Origin of the sequence: Streptomyces sp. NPDC001536, from assembly GCF_042894505.1 — a bacterium.
Taxonomy (GTDB): domain Bacteria; phylum Actinomycetota; class Actinomycetes; order Streptomycetales; family Streptomycetaceae; genus Streptomyces.
The window spans coordinates 59,477-77,872 of record NZ_JBIAVQ010000013.1 but is presented as its reverse complement, the minus strand read 5'-3'; the positions used below and the strand labels follow the sequence as shown (position 1 = coordinate 77,872).

The 18,396-nt window shown below is 70.9% G+C and carries 13 protein-coding genes; 8 read left to right on the top strand and 5 right to left on the bottom strand.

Annotated features, from left to right (window positions below):
* The first annotated feature begins 30 nt into the window (after positions 1–30).
* Positions 31–960, top strand: a complete 930-nt coding sequence (locus ACFY0U_RS31415) for a glycine betaine ABC transporter substrate-binding protein (RefSeq protein ID WP_388641574.1) — start codon at positions 31–33, stop codon at positions 958–960.
* Positions 961–1,027: 67 nt separating this feature from the next.
* Entirely contained in the window at positions 1,028–1,462 is a 435-nt protein-coding gene (locus tag ACFY0U_RS31410; protein WP_388641573.1) for a hypothetical protein, read from the top strand.
* 2 nt (positions 1,463–1,464) lie between these two features.
* Here the strand turns inward: ACFY0U_RS31410 and ACFY0U_RS31405 are convergent, their stop codons facing one another.
* Positions 1,465–1,896, bottom strand: coding sequence for a DUF6174 domain-containing protein (locus ACFY0U_RS31405; RefSeq protein WP_388641571.1), 432 nt, complete (start codon positions 1,894–1,896; stop codon positions 1,465–1,467).
* 89 nt (positions 1,897–1,985) lie between these two features.
* Entirely contained in the window at positions 1,986–2,945 is a 960-nt protein-coding gene (locus tag ACFY0U_RS31400) for a trypsin-like serine peptidase (RefSeq protein WP_388641570.1), read from the bottom strand.
* 206 nt (positions 2,946–3,151) lie between these two features.
* On the opposite strand from ACFY0U_RS31400, the gene ACFY0U_RS31395 reads away from it, so the two are divergent.
* Together ACFY0U_RS31395 and ACFY0U_RS31390 are read left to right on the top strand one after the other, a co-directional pair.
* The gene (locus ACFY0U_RS31395; protein ID WP_388641568.1) at positions 3,152–4,363 is read left to right on the top strand and encodes a cysteine desulfurase-like protein; all 1,212 of its coding nucleotides are present in this window, start codon (positions 3,152–3,154) and stop codon (positions 4,361–4,363) included.
* Positions 4,364–4,645: 282 nt separating this feature from the next.
* Entirely contained in the window at positions 4,646–8,020 is a 3,375-nt protein-coding gene (locus tag ACFY0U_RS31390) for a pyruvate carboxylase (protein WP_388641566.1), read from the top strand.
* A 7-nt stretch (positions 8,021–8,027) separates the two neighbouring features.
* Here ACFY0U_RS31390 and ACFY0U_RS31385 read toward each other — a convergent pair whose 3' ends face one another.
* Complete coding sequence (locus ACFY0U_RS31385) at positions 8,028–9,356, bottom strand: HEAT repeat domain-containing protein (RefSeq protein ID WP_388641565.1); 1,329 nt, start codon at positions 9,354–9,356, stop codon at positions 8,028–8,030.
* 90 nt (positions 9,357–9,446) lie between these two features.
* Between ACFY0U_RS31385 and ACFY0U_RS31380 the strand changes: the two genes are divergently transcribed.
* The 4 genes from ACFY0U_RS31380 (at position 9,447) to ACFY0U_RS31365 (ending at position 14,220) form a co-directional block, all read left to right on the top strand.
* A complete protein-coding gene (locus ACFY0U_RS31380) occupies positions 9,447–9,920 on the top strand; it encodes a MarR family winged helix-turn-helix transcriptional regulator (protein ID WP_388641563.1) in 474 nt (157 codons plus the stop codon).
* Positions 9,921–10,003: 83 nt separating this feature from the next.
* Positions 10,004–11,614 (top strand): DHA2 family efflux MFS transporter permease subunit, encoded by a 1,611-nt coding sequence (locus ACFY0U_RS31375; protein WP_388641561.1) that lies wholly within the window; start codon positions 10,004–10,006, stop codon positions 11,612–11,614.
* Positions 11,615–11,673: 59 nt separating this feature from the next.
* Positions 11,674–12,591, top strand: coding sequence for a TIGR01777 family oxidoreductase (locus ACFY0U_RS31370; protein WP_388641560.1), 918 nt, complete (start codon positions 11,674–11,676; stop codon positions 12,589–12,591).
* Positions 12,592–12,666: 75 nt separating this feature from the next.
* Entirely contained in the window at positions 12,667–14,220 is a 1,554-nt protein-coding gene (locus tag ACFY0U_RS31365) for an MFS transporter (RefSeq protein WP_388641558.1), read from the top strand.
* Here the strand turns inward: ACFY0U_RS31365 and ACFY0U_RS31360 are convergent.
* Together ACFY0U_RS31360 and ACFY0U_RS31355 are read right to left on the bottom strand one after the other, a co-directional pair.
* Positions 14,209–14,979 carry a response regulator transcription factor gene (locus tag ACFY0U_RS31360; protein ID WP_388641557.1) on the bottom strand — a complete coding sequence of 257 codons (771 nt, stop codon included), beginning with the start codon at positions 14,977–14,979 and terminating at the stop codon, positions 14,209–14,211. The genes ACFY0U_RS31365 and ACFY0U_RS31360 overlap by 12 nt on opposite strands.
* A gap of 248 nt (positions 14,980–15,227) precedes the next feature.
* Positions 15,228–18,146: a glycosyl hydrolase 115 family protein gene (locus ACFY0U_RS31355; protein ID WP_388641901.1), complete on the bottom strand. Its 2,919-nt coding sequence runs from the start codon at positions 18,144–18,146 to the stop codon at positions 15,228–15,230.
* Positions 18,147–18,396 lie beyond the last annotated feature (250 nt).

Sequence of the window (18,396 nt, the reverse complement as noted above, 5' to 3'; positions counted from 1 at the left end):
CATGTAAGGCATGTGAGAAAGGAACCACCCATGCGAGGCATTTCCAGAGCCGCCGCGTTCACCCTGATCACCGCGCTCTCCCTCACCGCCTGCGGCGGCGGGAGCGACAGCGACGACAACCCGCTGGCCGGCGGCAGCGCCGACAGCGACGGCAAGTCGATCGTCGTCGGCTCCGCCAACTTCCCCGAGAACCAGCTGCTCGCCGAGATCTACTCGCAGGCACTGGAGGCCAAGGGCCTGAAGGTGACCCGCAAGTTCGACATCGGGGCCCGCGAGGTCTACTACGACCAGGTCGTCAAGGGCGGCATCGGCGTCTTCCCCGAGTACAACGGCGCCCTGCTGGCGGTGGCGGTCGACAAGAACAGCACCGCGACCAGCACCGAGGACATCAACGCCGAGCTGAAGCAGAAGCTGCCGTCCTCGGTGGAGATCCTCGACTCCGCCGAGGCCCAGGACAAGGACTCGGTGACGGTCACCGCCGAGAAGGCCGCCGAGTACAACCTCAAGACCCTCGCCGACCTGAAGTCCGTCGCGAAGGACTGGACGATCGGCGCCGGTTCGGAGTTCAAGACCCGCACCCAGGGCGGGGTCGGCCTGAAGACGGTCTACGGCGTCGAGTTCGGCAAGTTCCAGCCGCTCGACGCGGGCGCGCAGAGCACCCTGCTGAAGCTGCTCAAGGACGACAAGGTCCAGGCCGCGAACATCTACACCACCGACCCCGCGATCGTCGAGGACAAGCTCGTGGTCCTGGAGGACCCGAAGAACCTCTTCTCCTCGCAGAACGTCACGCCCCTGGTCTACAAGGACGCGGTGAACGACACGGCCAAGGGCGCCCTCAACGGGGTCTCCGCCAAGCTCACCACACAGGACCTGCTGGACATGATGAAGAAGCTCGTCAACGACAAGGAGGACGCGAGCGACGTCGCCAAGGAGTGGCTGACCTCGGCCGGACTGAACTGAACACCCACCGCCTGGCACCCGTACCTCCTGGCATACGTCCGGCCGACGTCGCGAAACGGAGAGGTACGTGTCCCAGCGCGCCCGCAGTCCGCTCACCGCCCGCCTGCTACTGGCGGGCGGGCTGGCCCTGCTCACCCTGGCCACGGGGTGCGGCGCGGGAGGGTCCGACGAGTCCAAGGTGAGCAGCGGCACCAAGGTGACTGCTGCCCCTTCCGCCGGTGTCGTGGCACCCGCGAAGGTGGAGGTCATCGCCGGGCTGGTCGGCTGCGAGGTCAAGATCCGTACGGATGCCGACGAGTTGAGGGAAGGCGTGTGCCACGGGAAGGACGGTGACTTCCTCATCACCACCTTCCCCGAGGAGCGGTTCAAGCTCACCTGGCTCGACGCCGCCTCCATCTACGGCGGCAAGTACCTGGTCGGCACCCGCTGGGTGGTCAGTGCCCCGGAGGCGCTGCTGAAGAAGTTCCGCCCCGAACTCGGCGGGAACATCCAGCAGTTGTAGGGCTAGCCGGCGGCCGGTGCGTAGTCGGAGATGTCGTAGCGGGCCTCGTCGTCGACGGCGTTCTTCTCCCAGTCGATCTCGATGCGGGTCGGATGTCCGTCGGCTGCGTACTGGGCCTCCGCCGTGTCCGCGCCGTCGCCCCGCGCCTGCTCCAGCTCCTCCAACAGCGCGCCGAGCGTGGGTACTTCGTCGGGCTGCTGCCGTACGACCCGACGGGCGCTGTCGTCGAGGCCGACCGCCTTGGTGACCTCGCCGTCGCGGACCGTGATCCGGAAGGTGCCGATGAGGGCGCGCTCGCCCTCGCTCGACGTCAGCGTGTACGTGTACGAGGCGGGCTCCTCCCAGGCGGGCGCGGCCGGCTCCGCCTCGTCACCGCAGGCGGCCAGGCCGCCCACCAGCACGGCCACACAGAAGAGCGAGCGGACGAGGTTCATGGCGGCCCCTTCGAAGACGGTTACTGCTACGACGCCGGCCGGCCCCGGGACGTTCGGGACCGGCCGGCGCTCGTACCGTCAGGAGCGGCTCAGGACGACTGGGCCGTCTGGTACAGGTTCTGCGCGTCCGCGCCGAAGTACGGGCCGTACATCGCGTTCGGCAGGAAGTTGTACTTGAAGCTGTTCACCGAGGACTGGAGTCCGGTGCCGGTGGCCTCGTTGAACTGGGTGAACCAGGGGCCGCCGCTGGAGCCACCGGTCATGTTGCACGTCAGACCGTGGTCACTGGAGAGCAGGAAGTCGCGGTAGGTGGTGCCGCTGCAGTAGATGAACTTCTGGCCGTCGTACGGGGCGGCGGCCGGGAAGCCGAAGGCGTACATCGCCTTGTTGTAGCCGGTGTTGAACGCCAGACCCTGACCGCCGACGACATCGGTCAGCGACTGCCCGTTCAGCGGGGCCACCACGGCCGCGCCGACGTCGTAGTTGATGTCCTCGCTCGCCGTCCACTGCGGGGTCGACAGGGTCTTGGACGCCGACCAGGTGCCGTACGGCGTCTGCCCGTCGTGGTAACCGGGCGCGAACACCCAGTTGGTGTGCCAGGCGCCCTCCAGTTTCACGCAGTGCCCGGCGGTGAGGACGGTGGACTTGTTGGCACTGGTGACGGCGTTGCCGGAACAGGAGGCCGTCCGGCCCTGGTAGGTGAAGAACACCCGCCCGGCGGTCTGCACGACCGCTCCGCCGCCGGTCCACTGACCGCCGCCGCTCGGAAACGCCTGGATGCCGACGGAGGATCCGGGCGCACTGGGTGCGATGAGCGTCTTCTCGCCCTTACGAGGCTCGGCCGCCCGCACCTCGGAGCGGTCGACGGACAGGACGTCCAGCGGAGTCGCCTGGCGCATCCGCTCCGGGGTCCAGAAGGCCTGGGCGCGTTGCTGCGCGGTGAGCGAGACGGTTCCCGGGTCGGGGGCGGCGCCGGCCGGCGTGGTGAGGACGCCGGCGGTCAGCAGTGCGGCTGCGCCGACCAGGGCGGCACGAAGTCTGCCTATCACGCGGTCTCCTTCTGCGGTGGGGGTCGGAGGGTGTGACCGTTCTGCGCGCAGGGTGCCACCGATCGCCCTATGTGGGCAGGTGCACGTCAGGATGATGGCCGAAAAGGCTCGCTTTCTCCGGTGGTGGCGCAGGGGGTGATCTCGTCGGGGGCCGGAAGATGAGGTTGACTCAGGGCTCCGGCCCGGCACCCGTACAGGAGCTTCTCGTGACGTTCGACATCACCGCCCTCCGCTCCCAGTTCCCCGCCCTGGCCGCCGGAACGGCCCACTTCGACGGCCCGGGCGGCACCCAGACACCCCGGCCGGTGATCGACGCCATCGCCGACGCCCTGGCGCACCCGCTGTCCAACCGGGGCAGCGTGACGCTGGGGGAGCGCAACGCGGAGAGCCTCGTCACCGGGGCCCGCCGGGCCATGGCCGACCTGCTGGGCGCGGACCCGAGGGGGATCGTCTTCGGCCGCAGCGCCACTCAGCTCACCTACGACTTCTCCCGCACCCTCGCCGACACCTGGTCACCCGGCGACGAGGTCGTCGTCACCCGCCTCGACCACGACGCCAACATCCGCCCCTGGGTCCAGGCCGCCGAGCGGGTCGGTGCCACCGTGCGCTGGGTCGACTTCGACCCGGCCACAGGCGAGTTGACCCCCGACGACATCGGCGCCGTACTGTCCGACCGCACCCGCCTGGTCGCCGTGACCGCCGCCTCCAACCTGATCGGCACCCGCCCCGACATCGGGGTGATCTCCCAACTCGTGCACGAGGTGGGCGCGTTCGTCTATGTCGACGGTGTCCACCACACCGCTCACACCCTGGTCGACCTGGAGTCGCTCGGCGCGGACTTCTACGTCTGCTCCCCGTACAAGTTCCTCGGACCCCATCACGGAGTCCTCGCCGCCGGTCCTGAGCTGCTGGAGAACCTGCGCCCCGACAAGCTGCTGCCCTCCTCCGACGCGGTCCCCGAACGGTTTGAACTGGGCACCCTGCCCTATGAGTTCCTCGCCGGGACCAGGGCGGCGGTCGACTTCATGGCCGGCCTCGACCCGACGGCGACGGGCACCCGGCGCGAGCGCCTGACCGCGGCCTTCGCGGCGCTCGAAGCGCACGAGGACACCCTGCGCACCCAGCTCGACAAGGGCCTGGCCGCGCTTCCCGGCATCACGATCCACTCCCGGGCGGCCGACCGCACCCCCACCCTGCTGCTGACCTTCGAGCACCACTCCACGACCGACGCCTACGCCTTCCTCGCCGAGCGCGGTGTCCAGGCCCCCTCCGGCTCCTTCTACGCCATCGAGGCCTCCCGCCATCTGGGCCTCGGCGACACCGGCGGCCTCCGCGTCGGCCTCGCGCCCTACAACGACGCGCAGGACGTCGACCGGCTCCTGACAGGGCTGGGGGAGTTCCTGACGGGCGCCCGCTAGGAGACACGGGCCCAGGTCCTCCGCCGAGGCCGCCGGAGCCGGCGGCGCCGTCCTTCAGATGGCCCAGCGCGTCGCGGCGGCCGTCCGCCGCAGCGCGGTCTCGGCGGTCTGCCTGCGTGGAGCGGCCGGATCACCAGGAGCGGCGTACGCGCCGGTGTCCTGCTCCCATTCCGGTACGAAGCTCCCCCAAACGGCAATCGGCGCGTGACCCGGCTCTCATGGCACGACGGAGACATTGCCGAGACGATGGGGGGCGTCACCGGCAGGCCGAAGGGATCCGGAATGCTCCGCAAGGTACTGGTCGCCAACCGTGGTGAGATCGCGATTCGCGCGTTCCGAGCCGGTTATGAGCTGGGCGCGAGGACGGTCGCCGTCTTCCCCCACGAGGACCGCAACTCGCTGCATCGGCTCAAGGCCGACGAGGCCTACGAGATCGGCGAGCCCGGCCACCCGGTGCGGGCCTACCTCTCCGTCGAGGAGATCATCCGGGCCGCCCGTCAGGCGGGCGCCGACGCCGTCTACCCGGGCTACGGGTTCCTGTCCGAGAACCCCGAGCTCGCCCGGGCCTGCGAGGACGCCGGCATCACCTTCGTCGGGCCGAGCGCGGAGATCCTGGAGCTGACCGGCAACAAGGCCCGCGCCGTGGCCGCCGCCCGCGCGGCCGGCGTACCGGTGCTGGGCTCCTCCGAGCCCTCCAGCGACGTGGACGAGCTGGTGCGGGCCGCCGAGGACATCGGATTCCCGGTGTTCGTCAAGGCGGTCGCCGGTGGCGGCGGGCGCGGTATGCGCCGCGTCGAGGAACCCGCTCAGCTGCGGGAGTCCATCGAGGCGGCGGCCCGCGAGGCGGCCTCCGCGTTCGGCGACCCGACGGTGTTCCTGGAGAAGGCCGTCGTGGACCCCCGCCACATCGAGGTGCAGATCCTCGCCGACGGCCAGGGCAACGTCATCCACCTCTACGAGCGCGACTGCTCCCTCCAGCGCCGCCACCAGAAGGTCATCGAGCTGGCCCCCGCGCCCAACCTCGACCCGGAACTGCGTGACCGGATCTGCGCCGACGCCGTGCGCTTCGCCCGCGAGATCGGCTACCGCAACGCCGGCACCGTGGAGTTCCTGCTCGACCCGCAGGGCAACCACGTCTTCATCGAGATGAACCCGCGCATCCAGGTCGAGCACACGGTCACCGAGGAGGTCACCGACGTCGACCTCGTCCAGTCCCAGCTCCGCATCGCCGCCGGCGAGACCCTGGCCGACCTCGGCCTGTTCCAGGAGACGGTCGTCCTGCACGGCGCCGCCCTCCAGTGCCGTATCACCACCGAGGACCCCGCCAACGGGTTCCGCCCCGACACCGGCCGCATCAGCGCCTACCGCTCGCCCGGCGGCTCCGGCATCCGTCTCGACGGCGGAACCACCCACGCCGGTACGGAGATCAGCGCGCACTTCGACTCGATGCTGGTCAAGCTCACCTGCCGGGGCCGGGACTTCAGCACTGCGGTCAAGCGCGCCCGGCGGGCCGTCGCCGAGTTCCGGATCCGCGGTGTCGCCACCAACATCCCGTTCCTCCAGGCCGTCCTCGACGACCCGGACTTCCAGGCGGGCCGCGTCACCACGTCGTTCATCGAGCAGCGCCCGCACCTGCTGACCTCCCGCACCTCGGCCGACCGCGGCACGAAAATCCTCACCTACCTCGCCGATGTCACGGTGAACAAGCCGCACGGCGACCGCCCCGAGCTGATCGAGCCCACGACCAAGCTCCCGCGCCTCACCGGCGAGGTGCCCCCGGCCGGCTCCAAGCAGAAGCTGACCGAGCTCGGCCCGGAGGGCTTCGCCCGCTGGCTGCGCGAGTCCCCGACCATCGGCGTCACCGACACCACGTTCCGCGACGCCCACCAGTCGCTGCTCGCCACCCGCGTCCGCACCAAGGACCTCCTCGCGGTCGCCCCGGTCGTCGCGCGCACCCTGCCCGAGCTGCTGTCCCTGGAGTGCTGGGGCGGCGCCACCTACGACGTCGCCCTGCGCTTCCTCGCCGAGGACCCATGGGAGCGGCTCGCCGCGCTGCGCGAGGCCGTCCCCAACATCTGCCTCCAGATGCTGCTGCGCGGCCGCAACACCGTCGGCTACACCCCGTACCCGACCGAGGTGACCGACGCCTTCGTGCAGGAGGCCGCCGCCACCGGCATCGACATCTTCCGCGTCTTCGACGCCCTCAACGACGTCGGCCAGATGCGTCCGGCGATCGAGGCCGTACGGGAGACGGGCACCGCGATCGCCGAGGTCGCCCTCTGCTACACCTCCGACCTGTCGAACCCGGACGAGCGGCTCTACACCCTCGACTACTACCTGCGGCTGGCCGAGCAGATCGTCGAGGCGGGCGCCCACGTCCTGGCCGTCAAGGACATGGCCGGACTGCTCAGGGCCCCGGCCGCGGCGACCCTGGTCTCCGCCCTGCGCCGCGAGTTCGACCTCCCCGTCCACATCCACACCCACGACACGGCGGGCGGCCAGCTCGCCACCTACCTGGCCGCGATCCAGGCCGGTGCCGACGCCGTCGACGGGGCGGTCGCCTCCATGGCGGGCACCACCTCGCAGCCCTCCCTGTCGGCGATCGTCGCCGCGACCGACCACTCCGCCCGCCCCACCGGCCTCGACCTGCGGGCCGTCGGCGACCTGGAGCCGTACTGGGAGAGCGTCCGCCGCATCTACGCCCCCTTCGAGGCCGGTCTCGCCTCCCCGACCGGGCGCGTCTACGACCACGAGATCCCCGGCGGTCAGCTCTCCAACCTGCGCACCCAGGCGGTGGCGCTCGGTCTCGGCGACCGGTTCGAGGACATCGAGGAGATGTACGCCGCCGCCGACCGCATCCTCGGTCACCTGGTGAAGGTCACCCCCTCCTCGAAGGTGGTCGGCGACCTCGCCCTGCACCTCGTCGGCGCGGGCGTCTCCCCGCAGGACTTCGAGGCGACGCCCGACCGCTTCGACATCCCCGACTCCGTGATCGGCTTCCTCCGCGGCGAGCTGGGCACCCCGCCCGGCGGCTGGCCGGAGCCCTTCCGCAGCAAGGCACTGGAGGGCCGCGCCGCCGCGAAGCCGGAACCTCGGCTGACCACGGAGGACCGCGACGGCCTGGAGAAGGACCGCCGCGCCACCCTCAACCGTCTTCTCTTCCCCGGCCCGACCCGCGACTTCGAGACGCACCGCCAGTCCTTCGGCGACACGAGCGTCCTGGACAGCAAAGACTTCTTCTACGGTCTGCGCCCGGGGAAGGAGTACACCGTCGACCTCGAACCCGGCGTCCGTCTCCTGCTGGGCCTGGAGGCCGTCGGTGAGGCCGACGAGCGCGGTATGCGCACGGTGATGTCCACCCTGAACGGCCAGCTCAGGCCCATTCAGGTGCGGGACGCGGCCGCCGCGTCGGACATCCCGGTCACCGAGAAGGCCGACCGCTCCAACCCCGGCCATGTCGCCGCCCCGTTCGCCGGAGTGGTGACGCTCGCGGTCGCCGAGGGCGACGAGGTCACGGCCGGCGGCACGATCGCCACCATCGAGGCGATGAAGATGGAGGCCGCGATCACCGCACCCAAGGCGGGCAAGGTGTCCCGGCTCGCCATCAACCGGATCCAGCAGGTGGAGGGCGGCGATCTGCTCTTCGTGATCGGCTAGGCCGAGGTCAGATCCTGAGCGCTCCCGCGGGGTGGCCGTACTGACGGCCGCACGCGGTGAGGGCGAGAACTCCGGTGCCGGTGATCCGGGTTCTCGCCCCGAGCGCTCCGGGGTCGACGGAGAGCCGGGCCGCGATGTCGGTGGCGTAGCAGGTGTCGGGTATCCCGAGGTCCCTCCTCACCGCTTCGTAGCGGGCGTAGAACGCCTCGACGTCCAGCGGGCCCGCCCCGCCGTACAGGTCACCCATGACAGCGTCGAAGGCGTCGCCGGTGTCGACGTGTTCGTGCGGCAGGAGGTAGCCGGACTCGGCCGGGTGCCCGGGGCCCTCGTCCCCCTTCTCCCCGGCCTCGAACGTGTCGTAGAAGCGCACCACTTCTCCGCCCTCGGCGATGCACCAGGCCGTCCAGCCGTCCCCGCAGCTCATGCCGTACCACTGCGCGGCCCCGAACCGGCGGCTCAGGTGGGCGCACCGCTCGCGTGCCACCTCGGTGCGGGCCGCCTCCCGGTCGTCCGCGTCCTCGATGCGGTGGGTGTCCTGCGACGAGCGGCCGAAGACCAGCGTCCAGTCGTCCAGCGCCGGACCGACGAAGACACGGGCACAGCGCTCGTGCGGGTGCTTCCCGCGCCAGTTGTGGCTGTCGTGGTTCCACGCCGACGCGCCGGTCCGCAGGGTGACCGGCTCCGGGTCGCCCAGGTCGAACGCCGCCAGCACCGCCGCCTGGTCGATGCTCGGGACCGCGTACCAGGACCCGCACAGATGCAGCTTCTCGGGTGTCTCGGTGAGCTGCTTGATCCTTGTCAGCCGCCGCCACGCGGCCAGATCCCGGTCGCTGAGCGCGTCCGGTCCGCCGATTCCGGCCAACGCCTCCAGAGCCGTGGCCCGGATCCTGGGCCCGGTGGCGGGGCCCTGCCGCAGGCGCCGCAGCACGGGGACCGCCGCGCCACCCATCGCCTGGAACGTCCAGACCGCTCGCTGCCGGACGTCGGCCTCCGGGTCCCCCAGCAAGGGGATCACCTGGTCGGCATACCCGATCGCGGCCTCACCCAGGAACCTGAAGGGAGAGAGCGCGGTGCTGCGGACCTCCGCGTGCGGGTGCCGCAGCAACGGCACGTAGCTCCCCGGGTCCACCCCTTCGAGGCGGGCCAGCGACCACATGGCCCGGCGCGCCACCTCGGGCGATTCCGCCGACGCGAGCACCTCGGCCAGCGGGAGCAGCGCGGGCTCGCCGATCCTGACCAGCGCGTCCGCCGACACACTCCAGTCCACGGGCGACCCCTCGTCGCACAACATCTCCAGCGCCGAGGAGAGTTCGGCGGTCAGCAGCGTCCTGTCCATGGTGGGAACCCTAGAGGGCGGCACTGACAGTCACCCTCTTCGCAGATAGGTACCTTGACATAGGTATCTCGCCATACCCATAATCCTCGTGTGTCCCCGTCCAGCGCCCCCGCCCAGGAGATCGACCGCGTAGCCGCCGATCTCCTGCTGTGCCTGCCCGCGCTGCACCGGGCCATGGACCGGCGTATCAGCCAGGACTTCCCGCACCCCAAGCCGCCCGAGGCCCAACTGGCCCTGCTGTGGCATGTGCAGGCGCACGAGGGCGTCACGGTCCGCGAGGCCGCCGAGGCCCTGATGATGAAGCCGAACAACGTCAGCGCCCTGGTCTCGCAGCTCACCCAGCAGGGAGAGCTGGAGCGTCGGCAGGACACCGCCGACAAGCGGATCGCGCATCTGTATCTGACGGAGACCGCCCGGGAGCGGATCGCCCAGGTCGAGCAGCTCATGAGCCTCCATCTCGTCGCCGCGCTCAAGGCGTTGACGGACGGGGAGCGCCGCGCGCTCGGCGCGGCGACGGGCGCTCTCAGTGCCCTGACCGGTCACCTCCGCGCCGCCCAGGGCTGACGCCCCGGGCGGCCTGTCCGTCTGTCTGTCTCCGCCTTCTTCACACACTTCTTCCTTCTTCAGAGCAAGGACCCGGCTTCCCCATGCCCTCCTCCACCGCCGCCCCCGTCGGCGTGCCCGCGCCCGCCGACGCGGCCCGCCGCAGCCCCCGCTCCAACCCCTGGCTGACCCTCATAGCCGTCGCCTTCGGCCTGTTCATGGTCGGTCTCGACGGCTCGGTCGTGTCGATCGCCAACCCCGAGATCGGCCGCGACCTCAACGCCTCCACCGCCGACCTCCAGTGGGTCACCAACTCCTATCTGCTGGCCCTGGCGGCCGCCCTGATCCTGGGCGGCAAGCTCGGTGACCGGCTGGGCCGCCGCACCTTCTACCTGATCGGTGTCGCCGGCTTCACCCTGGCCTCCGTAGCGATCGGGCTCGCCGGCTCGATCGAGGGCGTGATCGTGTTCCGCGCGGTCCAGGGCTTCTTCGGCGCCCTGCTGATGCCCAACACGCTCGGTCTGCTGCGCGCGGTGTTCCCGCCGAAGAAGTTCGGCATGGCGGTCGGCATCTGGGCCATGGTCTCGTCCGTGTCCACCGCGCTCGGCCCCATCGTCGGCGGTCTGCTCGTCCAGCACGTCAACTGGGAGTCCGTCTTCTACATCAACGCCCCGATCGGCGTGATCGCCCTCGTCTACAGCGCGTTCGTCCTGCCGCAGAGCAGGAACACCGCGGCCGCGGGGGAGAAGTTCGACATCCCCGGCGTCGTCCTGCTCGCCGTGGGTCTGCTCGCCGTCGTGTTCGGCGTGGTCAAGGGCGAGACCTGGGGCTGGACTTCGGCCGGCACCCTCGGCGCGATCGGCGCGGGCGTGGTCGTCCTGCTGGTCTTCGGCCTCTACGAGACCCGCGTCGCCCACCCGCTGCTGCCCATGCGGCTGTTCCGCAACCCGGCCCTCACCGTGGGCACGGTCATCACCGCCCTGAACTTCTTCGTCCTGCTGGGCACGATCTTCTTCGTCATGCTCTACCTCCAGAACGTGCGCGGCTTCTCGCCCGTCGAAGCCGGCGTCCGCACCCTGCCGTTGAGCCTCGCCTCCGTGGTCGCCTCCCCGCTCGGCGCCGCGCTGACCGAGCGGTTCAGCGCCCGGCTCACCATGCCGCTGGGCATGCTGCTCCAGGCCGCCGCCATGTTCACCATGCTCACCTGGAGCGCCGAGTCCTCGTACGCCACCATGTGGCCGCCCTTCATCGCGATGGGCCTGGGCGTCGGCATGGTGATGTCCGCCTCCTCGGAGGCCATCGTGGGCAACGCCCCGGTGACGGACGGCGGTGTGGCCGGCGGTCTCCAGGCCACCGCGCTCCAGATCGGCGGTGCGCTCGGCACCTCGGTCCTGGTCTCCGTCATCAGCAGCCGGGTGGGCTCCACCCTCACCGGCGAACTGACCGACGCCGGGGTGCCCGCGGGGACGGCCCACGGGCTGGGCGAGGCCAAGGACGCGGTCGCGATGGGGGTGGCGCCGGTGTCCGACGCTATGCCGGCGCAGCTGAGGAGCGCGGTGGTCGAGGGCAGTCACGCCGCGTTCATGAATGGAGTGCATACGGCGGTGCTGGCCACCGGTGTCCTCGCGGTGCTGGGCGCGATCGCGGCGGCGATCGGGGTGCGACGGGCTCCCGTCACGCCCGTGACCGTCGGCGCGGAGCGAGGCGTACAATGATTGAAGTCTAAAGCACCTAAGGGTGTGGCACGCGCCCGCCCTCCTGGATCGAGGCCCCCATGCACGTCGTCATCAGCGGTTCTTCGGGATTGATCGGCGGCGCACTGGCCGCGTCGCTGCTGGACGACGGGCACCGGGTGACCCGGCTGGTCCGCCGCGAGCCGCACTCCCGCGACGACGGCAGCACCGAGGCACGGTGGGATCCGCGGGCGGGCCTGCTGGATCCCGCCGTGCTCGACGGGGCTGACGCGGTGGTCGGGTTGGCCGGGGCCGGGGTGGGGGACCGCCGCTGGACACGGTCGTACAAGAAGCAGATCCGCGACAGCCGCGTCCTCGGCACCACCGCCCTGGCGACGGCGATCACGGCCTGCGAGAAGCCGCCGCCGGTGTTCGTGTCCGGTTCGGCCGTCGGCTACTACGGCGAGACCGGCACGAGCGAGGTCGACGAGTCGGGCGCGCCCGGCCGGGACTTCCTGGCCGGCGTCTGCCAGGAGTGGGAGGCGGCCGCCCAGGGTGCCGCCGCGGTCGGCACGCGGGTCGTGAACACACGCTTCGGCATCGTCGTGTCGCCTCGCGGCGGCGCGATGGGACGCCTGCTGCCGCTCGCCCGCGCCGGTCTCGGCGGGCGCCTGGGCAGCGGCGAACAGTACTGGAGCCACATCTCCCTGAGCGACACGGTCCGCGCCCTGCGCCACATCATCGCCACGGACGGCATCACCGGACCCGTCAACATGACGTCCCCGCACGCCGCGACCAACCGCGAGGTCACCGCCGCCGTCGGCAGGGCCCTGCACCGGCCGACCGTTCTCGCGGTGCCGGGCTTCGCCCTGCGGCTCGTCCTGGGCGAGTTCGCCGACGGCATCCTGATGAGCCAGCGTGTGCTGCCGGGCGCACTGTCGGCCTCCGGCTTCACCTTCGAGCACCCGACCATCGACGCGGCGCTCGCCTCGGTGGTCGGTCGGGAGACATTGGGCTGATCGAGTGGTGACGTTCTTGAGGCAGGCGTACGGTCGAACAGTGGACGTGACCGTTCACTGAAAGCGCGATACCTCATGACCAGTAACCCGCAGCCGACTTCCGCAGCTCAGGCCACCACCGGGAAATCCGGCGGTGGCGGAAACGGCATGGCGCTGCTGGTCATCGCCTCGTGTCAGTTGATGGTGGTCCTCGATATCACCATCGTGAACATCGCGCTCCCGGACATCCAGCGCTCCCTGGACTTCTCCACCACCAGCCTGGCCTGGGTGGTCAACGCGTACACCCTCACCTTCGGCGGTCTGCTGCTGCTCGGCGGCCGCGCCGGTGACATCCTCGGCAGGCGACGGGTGTTCATCTGGGGCGTCCTGCTCTTCGTGCTCGCGTCGCTGCTCGGCGGGCTCGCCCAGAACGAGGCCCAACTCCTCGCCGCACGCGCCCTCCAGGGCGTCGGCGGCGCCATCGCCTCCCCGACCTCCCTCGCCCTGATCAGCACGACCTTCCGCGAAGGCCCGGAACGCAACCGGGCGTTCGGCGTGTTCGCCGCGGTCTCGGCGGGCGGCGGAGCGATCGGACTGCTCGCCGGCGGCATCCTCGTCGAGTATCTGAACTGGCGATGGGTGCTCTTCGTCAACGTCCCCATCGGACTGCTCATCGCCCTCGCCACGCCCCGCTGGATCAAGGAGTCCGAACGCCATCCCGGCCACTTCGACATCGCCGGCGCACTGACCTCCACCGTCGGCATGGTCCTGCTGGTCTACGGGTTCATCAGAGCCGCGCAGGAAGGCTGGCGGGACGGGCTCACACTGGCCTCGTTCGGCGCGGCCGTCGTCATCCTCGCGGGCTTCGTCTTCATCGAGCGGCGTTCCCGGCAACCGATCACACCGCTGCACATGTTCGCCGACCGCAACCGCGCGGGCACCTACGGCATCATGCTGTGCCTCGCCGCCGCGATCTTCGGCATGTTCTTCTTCCTCACGCTCTTCGTGCAGAACGTGCTGAACTTCAGCCCGTTGGCCACCGGGTTCGCCTTCCTGCCGGTCAGCGCGGTCATCGCGGTCGGCGCCGGGCTGGCCTCCAAGTTCCTGCCCACCTACGGACCCAAGCCGTTCATGGTGGTCGGCGCGATCCTGGCCGCGGCGGGCCTGGCGTGGCTGACCCTGACCGACGTCCACTCCACCTACGCGGGCAGCGTCCTCGGTCCGATCCTCGTCTTCAGCCTGGGCATGGGCATGGAGTTCGTCTCGCTCACCCTGATGGCGCTGTCCAACGTCTCCGTCGCGGAGACCGGTGCGGCCTCCGGGCTCCTCAACGCCACGCAGCAGGTGGGCGGTTCGCTGGGCCTGTCCATCCTGGTCACGGTGTTCGGCACGGCCAGCACCAACGAGGCGGAGAAGCAGGTCCCGCGCTTCCTGGAGCAGGCCACGCCGGCCGAGCTCCTCCAGTTCAAGCGCACCGGGCAACTCCCCGGCCACTGGGGCGACGAGGTCCTGACCGCCGGGGTCTCGGCCGCCTTCGTGGTGGCGGCGATCTTCACCGCGGTCGCCGCGCTGATCGCCGTCCTCGCCATCCAGGTCCGCCCGTCCGACCTGGAACGCCTCAAGGGCGACGGAGTGCCCTCACCCCCGTGAGGCCGGCGTGGGGACAAGACCCAACTGCTGGGCGCGCAGCACCGTCCCGAGCCGGTCATGGGTGCCGAGCTTGCGGTAGACGTTCGCGACGTGCTTGTGCACCGTCCGCTCGGATATGCCGAGGCGACGGCCCATGGCGGCGGCCGTCAGCGCGTCGCCCAGCAGGAGCAGCACGGTCGACTCCCGGGGTGTGAGCCCCATGTCGTCGCCACTGGGCACCACCACCCGCTGAAGGAGCTGCCGTTGCTGCTCTATCCCCGCCAGCAGCGGCTGGAGCCGCCCGGCGACCACGACCTCCTCGTCGGTGAAGTCCCGGCCGGAGCGGTAGACGATGCAGCCGGTGATCGGCGCCCTCGACTGCGGCAGCGGAATCCCCATCGCGTGGTCCACGTCCATGATGTCGTCGAGCAGCCGCGCGGTCGGGCTCGCGGACCACCCCCGCCCGGCCGCCCGGCGTGCCGTCACCGGCGCCCGGTCCTGGCTCGCCTGGTAGTGCTGCGCGAAGGGATACCCGGCCCGCAGCAGCCCCATGGCCTCGTCCCCGAGCCCGTCGAACTCCGGGGCCGCACCGGGCGACAGCCCGAGCGTGCCGCCGCTCTCGCTCCAGTCGTCCAGCTTGTAGATCAGGACCTCGGCCCCGATGAGGTCCGGCAGCGCACCCGCCACCAGCGGCCACAACTGCCCCGGATCCCGCTCGTGGAGTGCGGCGACGGCCACCGTCAGCATGCGTTCATAGGCTCCGCCCAGCCCCTGTGCCACGTTCGTGCTCCACTCGTTCGCCTACGCAGTTGTACCCATACCTGCGCAACCTCTTGCCCCTCCAGAATGCAACAGAGCAACAGCGACGTTCTCGTGTACTCCAGCACATCGGCGCTCCGGCGCCCGCAGGCGGGGGAGATCAGGCTCGGAGGGGATGCCTGGATCTCTCCCTCTCTCCGTGCGGACCGCCGGCACGGGGGACCGGCGGTCCGCACGGGGCCTCTTCCACGGCCGCTCCGGCGGCCAACCTACTGTCCCGGCACGTCAAGTCCCGGCTCATGGGCGGGCTCGGGGTTGAACACCGGGTGGTAACTCTCGGGAGGCGCCAGGTAACTCACCGGCAGGCCACCGGTGTCCACGACGATCTGGTCCACGGCGATCGCCGCGTCCACCATGAAGATCCGCAGCATGTGGTCACCGGCCTCGGCGACGGTCACGTTCGCCGTCAGCTTCTCGACGCCGTCCTCCACCTGCCGTGCCCACGCGTCCCCCCGGTTGCCGGTGGCGACCGACTGCCCGGTGAGGACGGAGACCGGCTGGTCGTCGAGGGCGACGGCCACCCGGCGATGACCGCGCTCGTCGAGGGAGGGCAGCCGGAACACGGTGACCGGGAAGGTGCCCGTGCTCGCGAACCGCACCCGGTACCTCAACTCCGGTGCCCGGTGGGCGAAGTCCTCGGTGACCGAGGAGGCCGTCGACGGGACGGCCTCCATCGCGCCCGTACGACGACCAAGTCCCCGTACGACCCGCCAGCGCGCCCCGCCCCGCGCCACCCGTTGCGTGAAGTGCGCGGCGTCGATCGACACGAACCCGTTGGCCTCGACGAACCCACGGGCCCGACCGAGCGCGCGCTCCCCGTCGTTGACCACCCGCACCGGCACCTCGACCCTCTGTCCGGCCCCGGCGAAGGCGACCGTCGTGTCGAGCGTGCCCTCGGGTGCCCGCGCCCAGTCGACCTCGACCCACACCCGGCTCTGCTCGGTGAGGGACCCGCCCGCCGAGCTCAGCCGGAGCCAGGAGGCGCCGGGCTCGGCCGTCCAGTCCAGGGCGAGGAAGCCGGTGTTGAAGACGTCCACGAACCGCCGGTCACGGGTGGGGGAGGAGAAGGACAGCGGCCGGGCCGCCCCGGTCTCGTTCCCCTCGGCGGCCACTCCCAGCCCCGAGGTCTCCCGCCGGGCGACCCGGGTCACGCTCGGCCGCCCCGGTGCCTTCGGGATCTGCGAGGGGTACGGGTTCACGATCCCGTTCCACTTCCCGGCCGCCACCTCGGTGTTGTACCGCTTGGTGAGCGCCACCTCCTGGGCGTGCGCGGCCTCGGCCAGGTCCGCGAACCGGTTCGTCCCCGCACCGCGCCCCTGCGTCACCGCAAGGGCGTTCCGGTCCGCCCAGTAGTACTTGAGGTTCATCAAGCAGGCGCCGTGGACCGGGTATTCGACCAGCTCGAAGAACGCGTCCCGGTACACCTCGGGCACCTTCGCGCCCACCGCCCGCACGCGCTCCAGCAGCCGCTCGTACGCGCCCAGCCGCCGCCCCGCCTCGTCGCCGTGGTGGATCACGGACAGGATGCCTCGGGCGATGAACTCGGGGCGCAGCTCCGCCGCGAGCCGGTAGTACTCGGTGCGGATCGCCGCGATCTCCCGCCCGTGCAGACGCCCGAACTGCCGCCCGGCCCACTCGGCGAGGAAGTCCTCCACGCCGTCCGCGTCCCAACGGTCCACGTCCCAGGCCATGTCCATCGAGAAGGACAGCCCGGTCTCGATCGACTTGACGTCCCCCACGTTGAAGATCCACATCCGGTCCACGCCGTGCTCGTACACCCGGCGCAGCTCCTGCCAGACCTTGGCCAGTTGAGTGGTGTCCAGCCACAGGTAGCTCTTCGGGCGGCCCCAGTAGGAGAGGTGGTAGTAGATGCCGTTGCCGCCCGGGCGGGCGCGCTCGGCGTCGTTCGGCAGCTGGCGCATGTTGCCGTGGTTGTCGTCCGGCCAGATCAGCGTCACGTCCTCGGGGACCTGGACGCCCGCGTTGTAGAGCTCCAGAACCTCCTTGTACGGGATGAAGATCTGCGGCTCGGCCGCCGCACCGACCTCCTCGGCCAGGGTCCGGCGCTGGTCGGCGATGATGTCGTTCATCACGACGACCTTCTCGGGGATCGTCGTCGCGTACCGCGTCTCCAGCGCGCTGTCGTGCAGTCCGCGCATGCCGAGCGTCCAGCTGCTCTCGTACGCCGCGTTCTGTCTCGCCCGGGCTCTCCAGTAGTCGGAGATGACCGCGGGGTTCACGGTGTAGTCGTAGACCGGCGCGGTGCCGTCCGCGTTCGGGTGCTCGGCGGCCCACGGCTCCCACTCGTGGACGCCGTTGCGCAGCAGCGCCTCGGGGTGGCTGGAGCCGACGACGATGCCGTAGCGGTCGGCCAGCTCGGGGTTCTCGCGGTGCTTGTTGAAGAAGTCGGAGTAGGGGTGCATGGCCGGCCACAGGTAGTTGGCCTTGAGCCGGAGCAGGAGCTCGAAGACGCGCTGGTACGTCTCGGGGCCGATGTTCTTGTCGGTCTCCTGGGTGCGGCGGGACCAAGTGGTCAGGTTCTGCTCGTCGTTGATGAAGACGCCGCGGTAACGCACCGACGGCTCACGCCGTTTGAAGGTGCCCGCCGGGACCGTCACCGTGTCACGGTGTTCGACCGGTACGTCGGCCCACCAGTACCAGGGCGAGACCCCGATGCGCTCCGAGGTGTCGTAGACGCCGTAGACGGCGCCCCGCCGGTCGCTGCCGGCGATGACCAGGGCGCGCTCCACGCCGGGCACCGGGCGCTGCACCACCTGGGTCACGGAGGCCTCCCAGCGCCCCCGCACCCCGGAGACGTCGAGCCGCCCGGCCGCGACGAGACGGTCGATGACCGGGCTGGAGCCGATCGTGCCCACCAGGACCAAGCGGGCCGCGCTCTCGGGGAGTTCGTGCAGCAGCCCCGGCCGTACTCCGCCGACCCGCTCGATGTCCGCCCGCAGATCACCGGCGGCGCGGATCACGGCGGGGTCGTCGACGGCGTCCACGAACACGTCTACGGCGGCGCCCTCGCCCACCAGGAGGAAGTCGGGCCGGCCGGTCTCCGCGGCCCGTGCGGTCGCGGCGGGCAGCAGCCCGGGAAGCAGGGGAGCCACTCCTACGGCGGCCATTCCCCGCAGGAAGGACTTGCGGGTCCAGGACGTCGACTGGCCGTTCGGTTCGTGGTGCGGCACGGAACGCCACCTTTCCGCGCCGGTCCGCGTCGGCTCGCGCACGGAACTGTCGGCGGAGCTCGGCGCATGACGGACGGACGGGTTAGAAAGCGCTTGCTGTCCAGCCTAGGCCAGGGTTTCCGGGGCGTCCAGAGTGGTGCGTGGGGTGACTTGGGAGGGGCGGCCCCTGGCGCGGACGCGTGGCGAA

Coding starts and splice junctions, on each gene's coding strand:
- ACFY0U_RS31415 (WP_388641574.1), top strand. CDS start 31: ATGCGAGGCATTTCCAGAGCCGCCGCGTTCACCCTGATCACCGCGCTC.
- ACFY0U_RS31405 (WP_388641571.1), bottom strand. CDS start 1,896: ATGAACCTCGTCCGCTCGCTCTTCTGTGTGGCCGTGCTGGTGGGCGGC.
- ACFY0U_RS31390 (WP_388641566.1), top strand. CDS start 4,646: ATGCTCCGCAAGGTACTGGTCGCCAACCGTGGTGAGATCGCGATTCGC.
- ACFY0U_RS31385 (WP_388641565.1), bottom strand. CDS start 9,356: ATGGACAGGACGCTGCTGACCGCCGAACTCTCCTCGGCGCTGGAGATG.
- ACFY0U_RS31375 (WP_388641561.1), top strand. CDS start 10,004: ATGCCCTCCTCCACCGCCGCCCCCGTCGGCGTGCCCGCGCCCGCCGAC.
- ACFY0U_RS31370 (WP_388641560.1), top strand. CDS start 11,674: ATGCACGTCGTCATCAGCGGTTCTTCGGGATTGATCGGCGGCGCACTG.
- ACFY0U_RS31365 (WP_388641558.1), top strand. CDS start 12,667: ATGACCAGTAACCCGCAGCCGACTTCCGCAGCTCAGGCCACCACCGGG.
- ACFY0U_RS31355 (WP_388641901.1), bottom strand. CDS start 18,146: ATGGCCGCCGTAGGAGTGGCTCCCCTGCTTCCCGGGCTGCTGCCCGCC.